This window comes from Streptomyces sp. WG5 (genome assembly GCF_049974565.1).
In the GTDB taxonomy this organism is placed as follows: Bacteria; Actinomycetota; Actinomycetes; order Streptomycetales; family Streptomycetaceae; genus Streptomyces.
The window spans coordinates 1-18357 of the sequence record NZ_JBNGGC010000061.1 but is presented as its reverse complement, the minus strand read 5'-3'; the positions used below and the strand labels follow the sequence as shown (position 1 = coordinate 18357).

Here is an 18357-nt window from a genome sequence, read left to right as displayed (position 1 = left end):
GCGCCGGGCGGGGGGGTGTGTGGGGGGGGCCCGGGGGGTGCCCGCCCATCCGCGGGGGGCCCCTTCTCTCTTGTTGTTTTTTGGCCGCCCGGGGCCCCGCCCTCACCTGTTGTCAGTGCGCGTCAGCAGGGTGGCTCAGAAGCTGGTGGTGCGCGCCTGGCCGTCCGCCGCGGCACCGCCGGGCGTCACCGAGGCGCCGAGAGCGCCGTTGACGGCGAACGGGCCGGCCTCCGCGTAGAGGCCCGCGCCGGCGGCACCGCCGACCGTGACGACGGCCGCGCCGGCGTCGATGCCGATCTGGCCGCCGGACACCTGGTCCAGGTCCGCGTCGGAGATTTCAGCCGTTTCGACCTGGGGGACGAGGTTCATGGCAGGTCTTTCCTTTCGTGTGCACGAATTCAGAGCGGCGAAGCACGCCTGGAATCCGGAGTGGGGATCCGGAACCGCTCACCGGCGTGCCGCGCACTGATCCAAGCACGCCGGTGAACTTCCGACCAGCCACGCACTGCCGGGATCTCCCACCCCGGCACCGCCGTATTCATCAGTGTGTGAATGCGGTTGTGGAAATGACCCGCGCCTTCACATTACCTGTCGGTAGTGGGTGCCCTTCGGACCCGCGGTGCGCAGGGTGGACCCGGTTCGCCTCCTCCACCCGCGTTCCGTGCGGCCGTGTGATGAACGGTGTGTGGGTCCGAGGGACGTTCTGGGTCGGACTCCGGCACGAGGGGGTGTGACACGACGGAAGGGGTGCGACCGTGGTCGAGCAGCCGCGCGGAGCCGTGCCGGAAGGCCCGGACGGTCGCGGACGGTCGCGGACGGCCCAGCGGAAGAGCCCGCCGGCAGGCCGGCGGGCTCTCGAAGGGCTGAGGTCAAGGCGCCATCAGGTCAGATGGTCGGCGTCTCGTCGATGACCTCTTTGTGCGGTTCGACGATGAACTTCCAGCCGTCGCTGGGCTCCATGAACCGCACTCGGGTCGGATAGATGTCCAGGGCGCGGCGGTCGCGGATCTGGCCGCTCGCGTTCTTCCGCGCCCGGGCCGGCTCCTCGAACAAGTCGACCTTGACGTCCGGCACCATGACGACTTGCTCGCTCCAGCGCTGGACGATTCCCGCGCCGAAGGCGTCCCGGGCCGCGGAGTAGAGCGACTCCAGGGATTCCTTGCTCCCGTGGGGAACGAAGAGGGCGAGGTTCAGGAGTACGCCGGCGTTCTGGAGGACCTCGATCTCCTCCCCGGTCTTGTCGGCAACCCATATCCCGGGCTCCTCGGCATTGTCCGGGAGAACACGGATTTCCTGACCGAATACCGTCCTCGCGGTGAAGGAGCCCCCCTCGAAATTCTTACCCGGCTCCGTCAGAGAGGCCGGGGCGTAGCAGTCGAGAGGAAGGCCGTCCATCTCTGCCGAGACGAAGATTTCGTCCTGGGGACTCAATCCCGCAAGCTCTTCGGCCGTGAGACGTCGAGCCGTGACCTTCTCGGTGTTCACACCATTCCCCTTTTTTCGCGGCGTTCTGCGAATTCATCGAAACTCTACCACGAAAACGATCACTCAAGTCTCGTGCAATTCCGCCTGGAATAACGAGCGAACACAGCCGAATGGGAACAAGGAGACAGAACCGCGCCATCCGCGCCAGGGCACTGCCGCCGAAAGCCCAGCCTTCCATTCAGTGGGGAGGAGGCCGGTCCGACCTGTCCCTACAGCACCGGCAGCGACTTCCGCAGCTCGAACGCCGTCACCTGCGACCGGTACTCCTCCCACTCCTGCCGCTTGTTGCGCAGGAAGAAGTCGAAGACGTGCTCGCCGAGGGTCTCGGCGACCAGGTCGCTGCGTTCCATCAGGGCGAGGGCCTCACCGAGGTTCTGGGGGAGGGGTTCGATGCCCAGTGCGCGGCGCTCCGAGTCGGACAGGGCCCAGACGTCGTCCTCGGCGCCCGGCGGGAGTTCGTAGCCCTCCTCGATGCCCTTCAGCCCGGCGGCCAGCAGGACGGCGTAGGTCAGGTACGGGTTGGCGCCGGAGTCGATGGAGCGGACCTCGACGCGGGCCGAGCCGGTCTTGCCGGGCTTGTACATGGGGACGCGGACCAGGGCCGAGCGGTTGTTGTGGCCCCAGCAGATGTAGGAGGGGGCCTCGCCGCCCGCGCCGGCCGTGCGCTCGGAGCCGCCCCAGATGCGCTTGTACGAGTTCACCCACTGGTTGGTGACGGCGGAGATCTCCGCCGCGTGCCGCAGCAGGCCCGCGATGAAGGAGCGGCCGACCTTGGAGAGCTGGTACTCGGCGCCCGACTCGTAGAACGCGTTGCGGTCGCCCTCGAAAAGGGAGAGGTGGGTGTGCATGCCCGAGCCCGGGTACTCCGAGAACGGCTTCGGCATGAAGGTGGCCTGCAGGCCCTGCTCCAGCGCGACCTGCTTCATGACCAGGCGGAAGGTCATGATGTTGTCGGCCGTGGAGAGCGCGTCGGCGTAGCGCAGGTCGATCTCCTGCTGGCCGGGGGCGCCCTCGTGGTGGGAGAACTCCACCGAGATGCCCATCGACTCCAGCATGGTGATCGCCTGGCGGCGGAAGTCCATGCCGATGTTCTGCGGGGTGTGGTCGAAGTACCCGGAGTTGTCGGCCGGGGTCGGCACCGAGCCGTCGACGGGCTTGTCCTTCAGCAGGAAGAACTCGATCTCCGGGTGGGTGTAGAAGGTGAATCCCAGGTCGGAGGTGCGGGCCAGGGCGCGCTTGAGGACGTAGCGGGGGTCGGCGAAGGACGGGGAGCCGTCCGGCATGAGGATGTCGCAGAACATGCGGGCCGTGCCGGGGGCCTCCGCGCGCCAGGGCAGGACCTGGAACGTCGACGGGTCCGGCTTGGCGATCATGTCGGACTCGTAGACCCGGGCGAAGCCCTCGATCGCGGAGCCGTCGAAGCCGATGCCCTCGTCGAAGGCCTGCTCCAGCTCGGCCGGGGCCACGGCGACGGACTTGAGGAAGCCCAGTACGTCCGTGAACCACAGGCGTACGAACCGGATGTCGCGCTCCTCCAGCGTCCGGATCACGAACTCCTGCTGCTTGTCCATCTTCCGCTTCCCCATCCTCGCTGGTCAGGCCGCCTGTCTCCGGTACGGCGGGAGGCGGCCCTGCACCCGAGCATCACACCACAGCACGGTTTCGTACGCGTTGCGGACCTCGATCGGCCCACCGGCCCTCCCCGCAGCGTAGAGGCCACCTGTTCGATCGGGCCATTCCTGGGCTCCCAGGGCAACGGATCCTGTGATCACCCTACGAATCAACCCTCCACCGCCCTTACGATCAGCGGACTCCACCGCCCCCCTTTCCCAGAAGGGCACACCTCATGGGTTCCGCGAAGAAGACCAGCAACACGGCGAGACAGACACGCATAGCCGAGATGCGGCGCGCCGAGGAGGCCCGCGACCGCCGGAACCGGATCCTCACCATCGCGGTCAGCACCGTGGTCGTCGCAGGCCTCGTCGTCGGCGGCGTCGTCCTCGTCCAGTCGCAGTCCGGCGACTCCTCCTCCGACACGGCGTCCGACGGCAAGACCTCCGGCAAGTTCGTCGCCGGCGAGGACGGGGTGCAGACCTGGAAGGGCACGCTCGGCCGCAACCACGTCACCGAAGAGGTGTCCTACCCGGCCGAGCCCCCGGTCGGCGGTGACCACGACCAGGCCTGGATGAACTGCGACGGCGACGTCTACACCAAGCCGCTGAAGAACGAGAACGCCGTGCACTCGCTGGAGCACGGCGCCGTCTGGGTGACGTACACCGACAAGGCGCCGAAGGCCGACGTGGAGAAGCTCGAGGCGAAGGTGAAGAAGACGCCGTACTCCCTGATGAGCCCGGACGACAAGCAGAAGGACCCGATCATGCTCACCGCCTGGGGCCACCAGCGCACGGTGACGGGCGCCGACGACCCGAACGTGGACAAGTTCTTCGAGAAGTTCGTCCAGGGCGAGCAGACCCCCGAGCCGGGCGCCGCCTGCACGAACGGACTGTCCGAGTGACACCGAAACAGGCCGGCTGGATCGCGGGGGCCGCCGCGGCGGTCCTCGTCCTGGCCGGCGGGATCACCTACGCCGTCGCCGGGGACGACGGTGCGGGCCGCGTCCCGTCCGCCGACTCGGCGGACGCCGGCTTCGCGCGGGACATGGCGGTGCACCACCAGCAGGCCGTGGAGATGTCGTACCTCGTGCGCGACCGCACCGAGGACGAGGAGGTGCGCCGGCTCGCGTACGACATCGCGCAGACGCAGGCCAACCAGCGCGGCATGATGATCGGCTGGCTCGACCTGTGGGGGCTGCCGAAGGTGTCGTCCGACCCGCCGATGACCTGGATGGGCATGGGCGGCGCGCCCTCCGCCGGCGAGGGCTCGCTGATGCCGGGGATGGCCACCGACGCCGAGATGGAGAAGCTGGCGACGCTCGACGGCAGGCAGGCGGAGGTCCACTACCTCCAGCTCATGACCGAGCACCACAAGGGCGGCGTCCACATGGCCGAGGGATGCGCCGACCGGTGCACGGTCGGCGTGGAGAAGCGGCTGGCCCGGGGCATGGTGGAGTCGCAGGAGTCGGAGATCCGGCTGATGGCGGACCTGCTGGCGGAGCGGGGCGCGACGCCGCGGGCGTGAGGCGGTCAGGCGGTACTCGCGCCGGCCTGCCCGGTCGCGGTCAGCCGACGCGGATGACGTGCTTGCCGCGTACGCCCCCGCGTTCCAGCGCCCGGTGGGCGGCGGCGATCTCGGCCAGCGGGTGCACCGTGTCCACCACGGGACGCAGGGCGCCGCTCTCCGCCAGGGCCGTCAGTTCGGTGAACAGGGCGCGGGTGGGGTTGCCGCTGAAGAACCGTACGCGGCGCGAGCCGAACGCCGTCGATGCCAGCAGGTAGGCGATCGACGTGGCCGGGTGCGCCAAGTCGAAGGCGATCGCCACCATGCGGCCCCCGGGGGCCAGCAGCCGGCGGTAGGCGCGCAGTCCGGTGCCGACCGCGTCGAAGACGACGTCGAACCGGCCGAGACCGGCCGCACCGGTGGTGGCGTGGTCGAAGGCCTCGTCGGCGCCGAGGTCACGGACGAAGTCGAGGTTCCGGGCCCCCGCCAGAGCCGTGACGTGGGCCCCGTAGGCCCGGCCGAGCTGGACGGCGACGCTGCCGACCCCTCCGGCGGCCCCGCGGACCAGGAGCCGCTCACCCGCCCGGAGGCGGGCCTTGTCCCGCAGGGCGGTGAGGGCCGTCGTGCCTCCGGCGGGCAGGGACACGGCCTGGACCGGATCGAGGGCGGAGGGGGCGAGGGCCACGTGCTCCGGAGGTACGGCCACGAACTCCGCGGCGCTGCCGAACATACGGCGGCGGGGCAGCAACCCCCACACCCGGTCGCCCGCCGCGACCCCGGACCCGGGCGGCCCCGGGGTCACGACCTCGCCGACGAAGTCCATGCCGGTCCGCTTGGGGAAGCCCCGTGCCGTCAGTCCGGTCACCAGCCTGACCTTCCCCGCCCGTCCGGCCGGTTCACCGCCGTTGACACTGGCGGCGAGGACCCGCACCAGGATCTCGCCCGGTGCGGCGACCGGCCTGGGCACGGTGCCCTCGTACAGGACCTCGGGAGGGCCGTACCTGTCGTACAGCGCCGCGCGCATCTCACTCATGTCCCGGACGCTAGACCCGTAACCGGACGGGGTCATCCACTTCGGCTAATGTGAGAGACATGGCCGCTGCTTCTTCTCGGATGCCGTCCGGACTGCGCGCGGACGCGAGCCACAACCGCGACCGCATCCTGGAGGCCGCCCGCGGCCTGTTCGCCGCCCGGGGCCTGGACGTGCCGATGGCCGCCGTGGCCCGCCGGGCCGGTGTCGGGGTCGCCACGCTCTACCGGCGTTTCCCCACCCGCGAGTCGCTCGTCACGACGGTCTTCGCCGACCAGCTCACGGCCTGCGCGGGCACCATCGACGAAGCGCTCGCCGACCCCGACCCCTGGGCGGGCTTCTGCGGGGTCGTCGAGAAGGTGTGCGCGCTGAACATCCTGGACCGGGGATTCGCCGCGGCGTTCCTCACGGAGTTCGCGGACACGTCCGAGTTCGAGGAGACCCGGGTGCGCGCCGAGGAGGGCTTCGCGGTGCTGGCCCGGCGGGCGAAGGAGGCCGGGCGGCTGCGCGCCGACTTCGACCGGAGTGACCTCACGCTCGTGTTCATGGCCAACAACGGCATCGAGGCCCGGTCGACGGAAGCCGCCCTCGCGGCGTCCCGCCGGCTCGTGGCCCTGCTGCTGAACTCCTTCCGGGCGGACCGGGCCGGCGCGGGGGAGGCCCCCCTGCCGCCCCCGGCGCCGCTCGGCCTCTACCACCTGCCGTGGCCCAGGAAGACGGCCACCTGACCGGGGGCCCGCCCGTCGACCGGCCCCCTAGCGCTGCCGCTTGAGGTCCGCCAGCAGCTGGTGCAGCGGCTCCGTTTCCCGGCGCCGGTACTCCTGGACCGCCCAGCCGTTGCCGTCGGGGTCCTTGAAGTACATGAACGTGGCGCCGTCGTCCGGGGAGTACTGCACCGGCTCGGAGACGTCCAGGCCACGCCCCACCAGCTCGGCGTGGGCCGCCTTGATGTCGGCGACGCACAACTGCAGGCCCTGGTACGTGCCGGGGGCCGGCGCGGTCTGCCCCTGCGCCATGTCCCAGATGGCGTCGCCGAGGGCGATCGAGCAGCCCGAGCCCGGCGGCGTCAGCTGGACGATGCGCATCCCCGGCATGACCTCCTGGTCGATGTCGACGTGGAAGCCGACCTTGTCCCGGTAGAAGTCCCGGGCGCGGTCGATGTCGGTCACGGGCAGCGGGATCACTTCGAGGGTGAAGTCCATGGCCTGGCTCCTTCGGTGTCCTTGCCGAGCACGATGTCAGTTTCAGTTGTCAGTGTCAGTGTCAGTGTCAGTGTCAGTGTCAGTGTCAGCGTCGGTTGCCGGTTGCCGGTTGCCGGTTGTCTTGTCGGTCTTCGCTGTCAGTAGTGGTATCGCGCCTGGACGATGACCAGCTGGCCGTCGACCGGCTTGTACACCAGGCGATGCGTGTCGTCGATGCGCCGTGACCAGTAGCCCGACAGGTCGCCCTTCAGCGGCTCAGGCTTGCCGATGCCCTTGAACGGGTCACGTGTGATGTCGGTGATCAGTTTGTTGATCCGCTTGGTCACCTTCCGGTCGCTCTCGGCCCAGTGGACGTAGTCCTCCCAGCCGTGCGACGTGAAAGTGATCTTCACGGGCGCTCCGTGTCCGGATCGATCAGTTCACGCCGCCGCGCACCGCCGGATTCGGCCTCGGCGATGGAGTCGAGCAGGCGGCGGGCGTTCCTGGGGGAACGCAGGAGATGGACCGTCTCCGTCCAGGCCGTGAAGTCCTCTTCGGACATGAGTACGGCGTTCCCCTTGCGGGAGGTGATGTGTACCGGGGCATGGTCTTCGTTGACCTGCTCTATCAGAGGGAACAGGTTCTGACGGGCCTCACTCGCGGTAATGGACATACCGGTGCCTCCCTTCACGGCTTGTACAAGATATCGTACGAGTGTGGAGCGGTCTACCGGAACGGTCACCGGAGACCGAGACCGAGACCGGTACGCCCCGGCGCCCGCGCACGCCTTCCCGGTTACGCTCAGGCGTACGACCTTGATCCGACGGTTCGAAGGTCCGACAGTCCGTGGAGCCGTGGAGCCGTGGAGCCGTGGGTCCGACGAAACGCCAGTCCGACAGGAGGCCGGGATGACGGCGCCGGGGCGCAGGAGCAGTACCTTCACGCGGCTGCTGCGGCACGGCTTCACCGATCCCTCGGCCGCCGAGCGGCTGCTGGACGGCGTGGAGCTGGCCCCGGTCCGCGACGACCCGGTCCTGCTGGAGGCGCTCGGCGCCACCGCCGACCCGGACCTCGCCCTGCACGGCCTGGTCCGGCTCCTGGAGGCGCAGCCGGACCCCACCGCCCGCCGGGAGCTGCTGGACACCCTGATAGCGGCCAAGCCGCTGCGCGACCGTCTCCTCGGCGTGCTCGGCGCCTCCGAGGCGCTCGCCGACCACCTCGCCCGGCACGCCGGCGACTGGCAGGCCCTGGTCACCTACGAGCCGCGGGACCTGCACCGCGGGGTGGCGGAGTTCGAGCGCGGCCTCGCCGAGGCCACCGACCCCGTCTCCCTGCGCGTCGCCTACCGGCGCTGCCTGCTGTCCATCGCCGCCCGCGACGTGTGCGGCACCATCGATGTCGCCGAGACCGCCGCCGAGCTGGCCGACCTCGCCACCGCCACCCTGCGTGCCGCCCTCGCCCTCGCCGAGGCCGACGCGCCCGAGGACGCGGCGCTGTGCCGGCTGGCGGTGATCGCGATGGGCAAGTGCGGCGGACACGAGCTGAACTACGTCTCCGACGTCGACGTCATCTTCGTCGGCGAGGCGGCGCAGGGCGTCGACGAGCCCCGGGCGCTGCGGGCCGCGACCGCACTCGCCTCGCACCTGATGCGGATCTGCTCCGAGACGACCGTCGAGGGCTCCATCTGGCCCGTCGACGCCAACCTCCGCCCGGAGGGACGCAACGGCCCGCTGGTGCGCACCCTCAGCAGCCACCTCGCCTACTACCAGCGCTGGGCCAAGACCTGGGAGTTCCAGGCGCTGCTCAAGGCCCGCCCGGTGGCCGGCGACCCCGGCCTCGGCGCCGAGTACGTCGCCGCCCTCCAGCCCCTGGTGTGGCAGGCCGCCGACCGGGAGAACTTCGTCCCGGACGTGCAGAAGATGCGCCGCCGGGTGGTGGAGACCATCCCCGTCGCCGAGGTCGACCGGCAGCTGAAACTGGGTCCCGGCGGGCTCAGGGACGTCGAGTTCGCCGTGCAGCTGCTCCAGCTGGTGCACGGGCGGTCCGACACCTCCCTGCACAGCGGCACCACGCTGGACGCGCTGGAGGCGCTGGCCGCGGGCGGGTACGTCGGCCGGGCCGACGCCGCCCAGCTCGACGAGGCGTACCGCTTCCTGCGCTCCATGGAGCACCGCATCCAGCTCCACCGGCTGCGGCGCACCCACCTGGTGCCCGAGGACGAGCCCGACCTGCGGCGCCTCGGCCGCTCCCTCGGCCTGCGCAACGACCCGGTCACCGGGCTGCTGCGGGTGTGGAGGCGGCACGCCTCCGTCGTACGCCGGCTGCACGAGAAGCTGTTCTACCGGCCGCTGCTCGACGCCGTCGCCCAGCTGGCGCCGGGCGAGGCCCGGCTCAGCGCGGAGGCGGCGCGCGAACGCCTGGTCGCCCTCGGATACGCCGACCCGGCCGCCGCGCTCCGGCACCTGGAGGCGCTGGCGTCCGGCGTCACCCGCAAGGCGGCCATCCAGCGGACCCTGCTGCCCGTGCTCCTCGGCTGGTTCGCCGACTCCGCCGACCCGGACACCGGCCTGCTCAACTTCCGCAAGGTCTCCGACGCGCTCGGCGCGACGCCCTGGTACCTGCGGCTGCTGCGGGACGAGGGAGCCGCGGCCGAGAACCTCGCCCGCGTGCTCTCCGCCGGGCGGCTCGCCCCCGACCTGCTGATGCGGGCGCCCGAGGCCGTCGCGCTGCTCGGGGACGGCAACGCCGGCGGGCTGGAGCCGCGCGGGCGGCTCCAGCTGGAGCAGGAGGCACTCGCCGCGGTACGCCGCGCGGACGGCGCGGTACAGGCGGTCACGGCGGTGCGCGGAATCCGGCGCCGGGAACTGTTCCGCACGGCCGCCGCGGACATCGTCGGCTCCTACGGCACCGACGCGCAGCCCGTCGAGGCCGACCAGGGCGCCCTGGTGGACCGGGTCGGCGCCGCCGTCTCCGACCTGACGGCGGCGACACTGGCCGGGACGCTCCGGGCGGTCGTCCGGGAGGGCTGGGGCGACACCCTGCCGACCCGGTTCGCGATCATCGGCATGGGCCGGTTCGGCGGGCACGAGCTGGGCTACGGCTCGGACGCGGACGTGCTGTTCGTGCACGAGCCGCAGGACGGTGCCGACGAGCGGGAGGCGGCGGACGCGGCGAACAGGGTCGTCTCCGAGATGCGCCGCCTCCTCCAGGTGCCGAGCGCCGACCCGCCGCTGCTCATCGACGCCGGCCTGCGGCCCGAGGGCAAGTCCGGGCCGCTGGTGCGGACCCTGAAGTCGTACGAGACCTACTACCGGCGCTGGTCGCTGGTGTGGGAGCGGCACGCGCTGCTGCGGGCCGGGTTCGTCGCCGGCGACGCGGATCTGGGGCGGCGGTTCACCGAGCTGGTCGATCCGCTGCGGTACCCGGCGGGCGGGCTCGGGGAGGACGCCGTACGGGAGATCCGGCGGCTCAAGGCCCGGATGGAGTCCGAGCGGCTGCCGCGCGGCGCGGACCCCAAGCTGCACGCCAAACTGGGGCCGGGCGGACTGTCCGACGTCGAGTGGACCGTGCAGCTGCTCCAGCTGCGGCACGGCCACGCCGAGGCGGGGCTGCGGACCACCCGGACGCGCCGGGCCCTGGCCGCCGCGTGCGACGCCGGCCTCGTCTCGGCGGAGAACGCCGGGACGCTCGACGAGGCGTGGGTCCTGGCGACGCGCGTCCGCAACGCGGTGATGCTGGTGCGCGGACGGGCCGGGGACACGTTCCCGAGCGACCCCCGCGAACTGGCGGCGGTGGGCCGCTACCTGGGGCACGGCCCCGGGCACGCCGGCGACATGCTCGACGAGTACCGCCGCACGGCCCGCCGGGCCAGAGCGGTGATGGAGGACCTGTTCTACGCCTAGTCCGACGCCCGGGCTCCGGTACTGCGGTGCCCCGTGGCCGGGCCCCGGTACTCCGGTGCCCCGTGCCGGGGCACCGGACGCCGTGAGCGCCCTTGCCGGGCCGTGCCGCCGCGCGGGGAGCGGTTCAGACGATGATGACCCGGCGCCCGCGCGTGTGACCGGCCCGGCTGTCGATGTGCGCCGCCGCGGCCTCGGCGAGCGGGTACGACTTCTCCACCGGGATGTGGAGCCGTCCCCGTGAGATGAGGTCGGCGGCCTCGGCGAGCGCGTCGGGCACGCTCCCGGCCACGCCGGAGAACCGGACACCGTACTCCGGCGCACCGAGATCGGCGATGGACACCACCCTGTGAGGATCCCCGGTCAGCTCGACGAGCTCGCGGATCACCCCCGAGCCGGCCAGATCGAGAGCCGCGTCGACCCGGCCGAGCTGCCGCACCCGCTCGACCCAGCCCTCCCCGTACGTCGTGGGCAGGGCGCCCAGGCCGCGCAGGTAGTCCTGGTTGGCGGCCCCGGCCGTGCCGATCACCGTGATGCCGCGGTCGCGGGCGATCTGCAGCACCGCCGACCCGACTCCCCCGGAAGCACCGCTGACCAGCAGCGTCTGCCCGGGCCGCACACCGACCTCGCGGATGACGCGCAGCGCGGTCTCCACGACGGAGGGGTACCCGGCCGCCTCGTCGAACGTCAGCCCCTCGGGCATCCGGGCCCAGGCCCCCAGCACGGCGAACTCGGCGTAGGTGCTCGCCCCTTCGCCGAAGACGTGGTCGCCCACCTCGATCCCTTCGACGCCCTCACCGATCTCGTCCACCACCCCCGCGGCGTCCAGCCCGACGCCGGCGGGCAACCGGACGGGGTGGGCGCCCAGGACCTGGCCCTCCCGGACCCTCCAGTCGACGGGGTTCACACCCGCCGCCCGCACGGCGATGCGTATCTGGCCGGGGCCCGCGTGGGGCTCCTCGGCGTCGACGAGTCGCAGGACGTCGGGACCGCCGAACTCGGCGAAGATCACTTTTCTCATGCGGCGACCGTAACACTAACGGTTAGGGTTTCGGAACGGTTGCAGTTTCGTATTTGGTAGTGTCAGGCGCATGACCGTGCAGTCCGGACGCCGCGAGCGCAAGAAGGCCGCGACCCGCCAGAAGATCGCCGACACCGCCCTGCGGCTCTTCCTGGAACGCGGCTATGACGCGGTGGGCATCCGGGACGTGGCCGCCGAGGCCGACGTGGCCGTCACCACCCTCTTCTCCCATTTCGTCTCGAAAGAGGCCCTGGTGTTCGAGCAGGACCAGGACTTCGAGCGACGCCTCACGCAGGCGGTCACCGGCCGTGCGCCGCACGAGTCGCTCGTCCCCGCACTGCGCCGCGAGGTCCTGGCGCTGGTGCGGCACTGCACGGCGGACGGCGCCGCGCCGATCCGGCGCATGATCGACGGATCACCCGCCCTGCGGAAGTACGAGGAGTCGATGAGGCTGCGCCATGCGGAGTCGCTGGCGGCGGCCCTCGCCGCCGACCCCCGCCTGCCGCAGACCACGACGGCCTGCCGGGCGATCGCGAGGTTCGCGGTCGACGCCTATTCGCTCGCCCGGGAGGCGGCCGATCCGGAAGCCGCGGTGGACGAGGTCTTCCGGATGATCGAGGCGGCCTGGGAGGTCACCCGCCCTCCCGGGAACGCCTGAGGGACCGGCCCGTCGGAAAGGGCGCGGCGGGGGAGGGGGCGGAGGCGGTCGGTCCTACGCCCGTGTGGGCGAAGGCATCGCGGCCCGCCGCCCCACCACCGTCCGCGGCAAGGCGTGCGGCAGACGCCCGTACCAGGCGGCCGCCACCGCGTACCCGAACCCCAGGCACAGCACCCCGCCCACCGCGTCCAGCCAGAAGTGGTTGGCGGTGGCGACGATCACCACCAGGGTGAGCACCGGATACACCAGCCCCAGCACCCGCACCCACGGGACCGAGGCCAGGGCGAAGATCGTCAGCCCGCACCACACCGACCACCCGATGTGCATCGACGGCATCGCCGCGTACTGGTTCGACATGTTCTTCAGGTCGCCGGACGCCATCGACCCCCACGTCTCGTGGACCATCACGGTGTCGATGAAGTGCTCGCCGTTCATCAGGCGGGGCGGGGCGAGCGGATACAGGTAGTAACCGACCAGGGCGACGCCCGTCGTCGCGAAGAGCACGAGCCGGGTCGCCGCGTAGCGGCCGGGATGGCTGCGGTACAGCCACACCAGCACGCCCAGGGTCACCACGAAGTGCAGTGTGGCGTAGTAGTAGTTCATGCCGATGATGAGCCAAGTCACCGAGTTCACGGCGTGGTTGACCGACTCCTCGACGGCGATGCCGATGTGCTGCTCGACGCGCCAGATCCAGTCGGCGTTGCGCAGCGCCTGTGTCCGTTGCTCGGGTACCGCGTTGCGGATGAGGGAGTACGTCCAGTAACTGAGCGCGATCAGCAGGATCTCGAACCACAGGCGGGGCCGGCGCGGCGCGCGGAGCCGGCGCAGGAGATCCCGCCCCGTCTCCTCCGTGACGGGGTGCGGAACGGCCTCTTCCTGGCGTTCCGTGGTCCTCACGGTCGTGTCACCCATAGGCATGAAGTCTGCCAGAAAAGCCTTCTCCCCCCGATCATCCCCCCGGCGGATCCCGGTCGCATCCGGCCAAACCGCGGGAGGACTCAGGGCCGGTGGCGCTCTCCGGGCGCCGACGCCGTCGAGCCGCGCACGACCAGCTCCGGCATGAACACGAACTCACTGTGTGGCGCGGGCGTCCCGCCGATCTCCTCCAGCAACGTGCGCACCGCGGCCTGCCCCATCGCGGGCACCGGCTTGCGGACGGTCGTCAGCGGCGGGTCCGTGAAGGCGATCAGCGGCGAGTCGTCGAAGCCGACGACCGAGAAGTCCCGGGGCACCTCCAGGCCCCGCTGCCGGGCCGCCCGTATCGCGCCCAGCGCCATCATGTCGCTGGCGCAGACCACCGCGGTGCAGCTCCGCTCCATGAGCGCGGTGGCCGCCGCCTGGCCGCCCTCCAGGGTGTAGAGGGAGTGCTGGACGAGTTCCTTCTCCACGGTCTCGGCGTCCATGCCCAGTTGGTCCTGGACGGTGCGCACGAAACCCTCGATCTTGCGCTGCACCGGCACGAACCGCTTCGGACCGAGGGCCAGTCCGATGCGGGTGTGCCCCAGCGAGACGAGGTGCGTGACCGCGAGGCTCATCGCGGCGCGGTCGTCGGGGGAGATGAACGGCGCCTGCACCTTCGACGAGAAACCGTCGACGAGGACGAAGGGCACGCCCTGTGCGCGCAGCCGCTCGTAGCGCTGCGTGTCGGCGGTGGTGTCGGCGTGCAGACCGGAGACGTAGATGATCCCGGCGACCCCCCGGTCGACCAGCATCTCCGTCAGTTCGTCCTCCGTGGAGCCGCCCGGGGTCTGGGTGGCGAGGACCGGGGTGTAGCCCTGGCGGGTCAGCGCCTGGCCGATGACCTGGGCCAGCGCCGGGAATATCGGGTTCTCCAGCTCCGGGGTGATCAGGCCCACCAGGCCCTCGCTGCGCTGCCGCAGCCGCACGGGGCGCTCGTAACCCAGCACGTCGAGAGCGGCGAGTACGGACTGGCGGGTGGTGGCGGCGACGCCCGGCTTGCCGTTGAGGACGCGGCTGACGGTCGCTTCGCTCACCCCCGCCTGGGCGGCGATGTCGGCAAGCCGTGTGGTCACAGGTGTGGACTGTACCTGCCGGCCGCTGCCTTGCCCACCGATCGGGCGTCGTGGGCGGCCTGTTGGGCGGCCTGCTGGACGGCCCGTCGGACGGCCCGGCGCGGGCTGCTGCGTCATCGCGCTCCCTCAGGAAAAGTGACGGCAAGAGCTTGCAGAGTCTTGCACAACCGGCCCGATACCGCTCGATCCCCGTAATCAAGCGTCTCACGACGGTCGCCGGGAGGTCACGCGCGGATAACTTCAGCGACTTCTTGCACTTTTTTGCTGCAAGACCTTTCCGTCGAGCTTGCGGCGCTGTTACGTTCACGTCGCCCGACGGCGGCAAAGGCGCGGTCGGCAGTCGGCAGGAGCGGCGGACGGGCCCGCACCCTGCACCACTCGGGCTTTCACCCTCAAGGAGAACTCATGCGGCGTGGCATAGCGGCCACCGCTCTGGTGGCGTCCCTCGCCCTCACGGCGACGGCGTGCGGCGGGGACGGCGACAGCGACAGCGAGTCCGGCGGACCGGTCACCATCACGTACTGGGACACCTCGAACGCGACCAACGAGGCGCCGACCTACAAGGCCTTGGTCAAGGAGTTCGAGGCCGCCCACAAGGACATCAAGGTCAAGTACGTCAACGTCCCCTTCGACCAGGCGCAGAACAAGTTCGACACCGCCGCCGGTGCCTCGGGCGCCCCGGACGTGCTGCGCACGGACGTCGGCTGGACCGCCGCCTTCGCCAAGAAGGGCTTCTTCCTGCCGCTGGACGGCACCGAGGCCCTCGCCGAGCAGGACAAGTTCCAGCCCAAACTGATCGAGCAGGCCACGTACGAGGGCAAGACCTACGGCGTCCCGCTGGTCACCGACACCCTCGCCTTCGTCTACAACAAGGAACTGTTCGCGAAGGCCGGCGTCGAGGCCCCCAAGACCTGGGACGACCTGAAGAAGGCCGCCGCCACCATCAAGGACAAGACCGGCGTCGACGGTTACTGGGCCTCCACGGCCGGCTACTACGCGCAGCCGTTCCTGTACGGCGAGGGCACCGACACGGTCGACGTCGAGGGCAAGAAGATCACCGTCAAGTCGCCCGAGGCGAAGAAGGCGTACGGCACCTGGCTGAGCCTGTTCGACGGCAAGGGCCTGCACAAGGCCGACACCACCGCCGACGCCTACGCCCACATCCAGGAGGCGTTCGTCAGCGGCAAGGTCGCCTCGATCATCCAGGGCCCGTGGGAGATCACCAACTTCTACAAGGGCACCGCCTTCAAGGACAAGAACAACCTCGGCATCGCCACCGTCCCGGCCGGCTCCACCGGCAAGGCGGGCGCACCGACCGGCGGCCACAACCTCTCGGTGTACGCCGGTTCGGACAAGGCGCACCAGGAGGCGTCGCTGAAGTTCGTGAACTTCATGACCTCCGCGAAGGCGCAGGAGACCGTCGCCCTGAAGAACTCCACGCTGCCGACCCGCGACGACGCCTACACCGACAAGGTCAAGACCGACCCGGGCATCGCCGGCTACCAGACGGTCCTGCCCTCCGCCCAGCCGCGCCCGGCGCTGCCGGAGTACAGCTCCCTGCTGACCCCGCTCGACGACGAGCTGCCGCAGATCGCCGGCGGCAAGAAGTCCCTGGACGAGGGCCTGGGCGACGCGGAGACCGCGATCGCCAAGCTGGTGCCGGACTTCAGCAAGTAGGTCCGTGACGCCGCCGGGTCCCCCGCCGTGGGGGGAGGGGACCCGGCGGCCACCGGCCTGCGCGCCGTGGCCCTCGGCGCCGTACCCCTTGATCGTCCCGCTCGTCCCGATGCTCCCGAAGGTGTCGAACCATGACAGTCGCCATCGACCGCGCGACCGGCAAGCGCCGCGGTGACCGCACCCCGCGGCCCGGCCTTGGCCGGCGTCTGAAAGACGGCTACCAGAAGCACTGGTACGCCTACGCCATGATCGCGCCGGTGGCCGTCGTGATCGGCGTCCTCGTGCTGTACCCGCTCGGGTACGGCCTCTACCTCACCCTCACCGACGCCAACAGCCTCAACACAGGGCGCACGATCGGTGTCAACGAGATCGAGGCCACCTACACGTTCGTCGGCCTGGACAACTACGCCGACATCCTGTGGGGTCCGACCGCGTACGACCGTTTCTGGTCGCACTTCATCTGGACCATCGTGTGGACGGCGGTCTGCGTCGGACTGCACTTCTTCATCGGCCTCGGCCTCGCCCTGCTGCTCAACCAGAAGCTGCGCGGCCGCACCTTCTACCGGCTGATCCTGGTCCTGCCGTGGGCGGTGCCCACCTTCGTCACCGTCTTCGGCTGGCGCTTCATGCTCGCCGACCAGGGCATCATCAACTCCGGCCTGGACTGGCTGCACCTGCCGACGCCCGCGTGGCTGGAGGACACCTTCTGGCAGCGCTTCGCCGCGATCATGGTCAACACCTGGTGCGGTGTGCCGTTCATGATGGTCTCCCTCCTCGGCGGCCTGCAGTCCATCGACAACAGCCTGTACGAGGCCGCCGAGATGGACGGCGCGAACGCCTGGCAGCGGTTCCGCTACGTCACCCTGCCCGGCCTCAGGTCCGTCAGCTCCACCGTCGTCCTGCTCGGCATCATCTGGACCTTCAACCAGTTCGCCGTGATCTTCCTGCTGTTCGGCAACACCGCCCCCGAGGCCCAGATCCTCGTCACCTGGGCGTACCAGCTCGGCTTCGGACAGCAACCCCGTGACTTCGCGCAGTCCGCGGCCTACGGCATCCTGCTGCTGGCCATCCTGATCGTCTTCACCTCCTTCTACCGCCGCTGGCTGAACCGCAATGAGCAGCAGCTCGCGAACTGAGGCAGGAGCCGCCATGAGTACAACCACCGCGCCCACCAAGGCTCCGGCGGAGCAGGTCACCGCGTCCCCGGAGCCGCCGCGCCCGGGGCGTGGCCGCGGCGAACGCAGCCGGGCCGCGTCCCTCGCCTCCCACGGCATCCTGACCGTCGCGAGCCTCATCGCGCTCTTCCCGGTCGCCTGGCTGGTCTACCTGTCGCTGGGCCCGGACAAGAACGACTACCTGCACCCCGAGCGCATCTGGTCGAAGATGACCTTCGACAACTACGCGTACGTGCTCCAGCACACGCAGTTCTTCGACTGGCTGAAGAGCTCGCTGATCGTGTCGCTGGGCACCACGGTCATCGGCGTGATGGTCGCCGCCACCACCGGCTACGCGGTCTCGCGGATGCGTTTCCCCGGCTACAAGAAGCTGATGTGGGTCCTGCTGGTCACCCAGATGTTCCCCATCGCCGTGCTGATCGTGCCGATGTACCAGATCCTGTCCGAGCTCCAGCTCGTCGACAGCTACCTCGGTCTCGTCCTCGTCTACTGCTCGACCGCGGTGCCGTACTGCGCGTGGCTGCTCAAGGGCTACTTCGACACCATCCCGTTCGAGATCGACGAGGCCGGGCGCGTCGACGGGCTGACTCCCTTCGGCACCTTCTTCCGGCTGATCCTGCCGCTCGCCCGGCCGGGCCTCGCCGTCGCCGGCTTCTACAGCTTCATCACCGCCTTCGGCGAGGTCGCCTTCGCCTCGACGTTCATGCTGAGCGACACGAAGTACACCTTCGCGGTCGGCCTGCAGAGCTTCGTCAGCGAGCACGACGCGCAGCGCCATCTGATGGCCGCCACCGCCGTACTCGTCGCGATACCCGTCTCCGCGTTCTTCTACCTCGTGCAGAAGAACCTGGTGACCGGCCTGACCGCCGGCGGGACCAAGGGCTGACGCCCGCCCGGGAAAACGTCCGGCCGCGGTGCCCATCCGACCCCGCAGCACCGCGGCCGGCCGCCTCGCTCCCCCCCACCCGCACCCCAGTGTCCCAGACCGGCACACCCTGCCCTCACCAGGACGGCATGAGCCCCCCGCACACCGCCGCACCCGCCCCCACCACCCCCCGCGCCCCCCTCGCAGGGCGCCGTG

The 18357-nt window shown here is 70.7% G+C and carries 18 protein-coding genes; 8 read left to right on the top strand and 10 right to left on the bottom strand.

The features are described 5' to 3' along the window. Positions 1-135: 135 nt before the first annotated feature. The 3 genes from ACP4IX_RS35225 to glnA form a co-directional block, all read right to left on the bottom strand. Entirely contained in the window at positions 136-369 is a 234-nt protein-coding gene (locus ACP4IX_RS35225) for a hypothetical protein (RefSeq protein WP_426522476.1), read from the bottom strand. A gap of 516 nt (positions 370-885) precedes the next feature. Continuing rightward, positions 886-1485 (bottom strand): hypothetical protein, encoded by a 600-nt coding sequence (locus tag ACP4IX_RS35220; RefSeq protein ID WP_426522475.1) that lies wholly within the window; start codon positions 1483-1485, stop codon positions 886-888. A 209-nt stretch (positions 1486-1694) separates the two neighbouring features. Next, positions 1695-3056, bottom strand: coding sequence for a type I glutamate--ammonia ligase (glnA, locus tag ACP4IX_RS35215; RefSeq protein WP_351388604.1), 1362 nt, complete (start codon positions 3054-3056; stop codon positions 1695-1697). 275 nt (positions 3057-3331) lie between these two features. On the opposite strand from glnA, the gene ACP4IX_RS35210 reads away from it, so the two are divergent. Both ACP4IX_RS35210 and ACP4IX_RS35205 read left to right on the top strand, forming a co-directional pair. After that, positions 3332-4000, top strand: a complete 669-nt coding sequence (locus ACP4IX_RS35210; RefSeq protein ID WP_426558636.1) for a DUF3105 domain-containing protein — start codon at positions 3332-3334, stop codon at positions 3998-4000. Continuing rightward, a complete protein-coding gene (locus tag ACP4IX_RS35205; RefSeq protein ID WP_426558634.1) occupies positions 3997-4623 on the top strand; it encodes a DUF305 domain-containing protein in 627 nt (208 codons plus the stop codon). Before ACP4IX_RS35210 ends, ACP4IX_RS35205 begins: the two co-directional genes overlap by 4 nt. A 40-nt stretch (positions 4624-4663) precedes the next feature. Here ACP4IX_RS35205 and ACP4IX_RS35200 read toward each other — a convergent pair whose 3' ends face one another. Next, entirely contained in the window at positions 4664-5635 is a 972-nt protein-coding gene (locus tag ACP4IX_RS35200) for an NAD(P)-dependent alcohol dehydrogenase (RefSeq protein ID WP_426522472.1), read from the bottom strand. Positions 5636-5694: 59 nt separating this feature from the next. Between ACP4IX_RS35200 and ACP4IX_RS35195 the strand changes: the two genes are divergently transcribed. Next, positions 5695-6360 carry a TetR/AcrR family transcriptional regulator gene (locus tag ACP4IX_RS35195; protein WP_426558632.1) on the top strand — a complete coding sequence of 222 codons (666 nt, stop codon included), beginning with the start codon at positions 5695-5697 and terminating at the stop codon, positions 6358-6360. A 27-nt stretch (positions 6361-6387) separates the two neighbouring features. Here the strand turns inward: ACP4IX_RS35195 and ACP4IX_RS35190 are convergent, their stop codons facing one another. The 3 genes from ACP4IX_RS35190 to ACP4IX_RS35180 all read right to left on the bottom strand — a co-directional run bounded on the left by ACP4IX_RS35190 (position 6388) and on the right by ACP4IX_RS35180 (position 7486). Further along, positions 6388-6834 (bottom strand): VOC family protein, encoded by a 447-nt coding sequence (locus ACP4IX_RS35190; RefSeq protein WP_426558630.1) that lies wholly within the window; start codon positions 6832-6834, stop codon positions 6388-6390. 137 nt (positions 6835-6971) lie between these two features. Next, positions 6972-7226 (bottom strand): Txe/YoeB family addiction module toxin, encoded by a 255-nt coding sequence (locus tag ACP4IX_RS35185; protein WP_426558628.1) that lies wholly within the window; start codon positions 7224-7226, stop codon positions 6972-6974. Beyond that, on the bottom strand, positions 7223-7486 hold the full coding sequence (locus ACP4IX_RS35180) for a type II toxin-antitoxin system Phd/YefM family antitoxin (RefSeq protein WP_279563697.1): 264 nt from the start codon (positions 7484-7486) through the stop codon (positions 7223-7225). The genes ACP4IX_RS35185 and ACP4IX_RS35180 overlap by 4 nt, the downstream gene beginning before the upstream one ends. A 235-nt stretch (positions 7487-7721) precedes the next feature. On the opposite strand from ACP4IX_RS35180, the gene ACP4IX_RS35175 reads away from it, so the two are divergent. Then, positions 7722-10715 carry a bifunctional [glutamine synthetase] adenylyltransferase/[glutamine synthetase]-adenylyl-L-tyrosine phosphorylase gene (locus ACP4IX_RS35175; protein WP_426522469.1) on the top strand — a complete coding sequence of 998 codons (2994 nt, stop codon included), beginning with the start codon at positions 7722-7724 and terminating at the stop codon, positions 10713-10715. 124 nt (positions 10716-10839) lie between these two features. On the opposite strand, the gene ACP4IX_RS35170 is transcribed toward ACP4IX_RS35175, so the two are convergent. Then, a complete protein-coding gene (locus tag ACP4IX_RS35170; protein ID WP_426558626.1) occupies positions 10840-11733 on the bottom strand; it encodes an NADP-dependent oxidoreductase in 894 nt (297 codons plus the stop codon). 70 nt (positions 11734-11803) lie between these two features. On the opposite strand from ACP4IX_RS35170, the gene ACP4IX_RS35165 reads away from it, so the two are divergent. After that, a complete protein-coding gene (locus tag ACP4IX_RS35165) occupies positions 11804-12391 on the top strand; it encodes a TetR/AcrR family transcriptional regulator (RefSeq protein WP_426522467.1) in 588 nt (195 codons plus the stop codon). Positions 12392-12445: 54 nt separating this feature from the next. On the opposite strand, the gene ACP4IX_RS35160 is transcribed toward ACP4IX_RS35165, so the two are convergent. Next, the gene (locus ACP4IX_RS35160) at positions 12446-13303 is read right to left on the bottom strand and encodes a phosphatase PAP2 family protein (protein WP_426558624.1); all 858 of its coding nucleotides are present in this window, start codon (positions 13301-13303) and stop codon (positions 12446-12448) included. An 86-nt stretch (positions 13304-13389) separates the two neighbouring features. Continuing rightward, positions 13390-14424 (bottom strand): LacI family DNA-binding transcriptional regulator, encoded by a 1035-nt coding sequence (locus ACP4IX_RS35155; protein ID WP_426522465.1) that lies wholly within the window; start codon positions 14422-14424, stop codon positions 13390-13392. A 405-nt stretch (positions 14425-14829) separates the two neighbouring features. Between ACP4IX_RS35155 and ACP4IX_RS35150 the strand changes: the two genes are divergently transcribed. The 3 genes from ACP4IX_RS35150 (at position 14830) to ACP4IX_RS35140 (ending at position 18162) form a co-directional block, all read left to right on the top strand. Further along, positions 14830-16101: an extracellular solute-binding protein gene (locus ACP4IX_RS35150; protein ID WP_426558622.1), complete on the top strand. Its 1272-nt coding sequence runs from the start codon at positions 14830-14832 to the stop codon at positions 16099-16101. A 131-nt stretch (positions 16102-16232) separates the two neighbouring features. Beyond that, complete coding sequence (locus tag ACP4IX_RS35145) at positions 16233-17237, top strand: carbohydrate ABC transporter permease (protein ID WP_426522463.1); 1005 nt, start codon at positions 16233-16235, stop codon at positions 17235-17237. A gap of 13 nt (positions 17238-17250) precedes the next feature. Further along, positions 17251-18162: a sugar ABC transporter permease gene (locus ACP4IX_RS35140; protein WP_426522462.1), complete on the top strand. Its 912-nt coding sequence runs from the start codon at positions 17251-17253 to the stop codon at positions 18160-18162. The last annotated feature ends 195 nt before the right edge of the window (positions 18163-18357 follow it).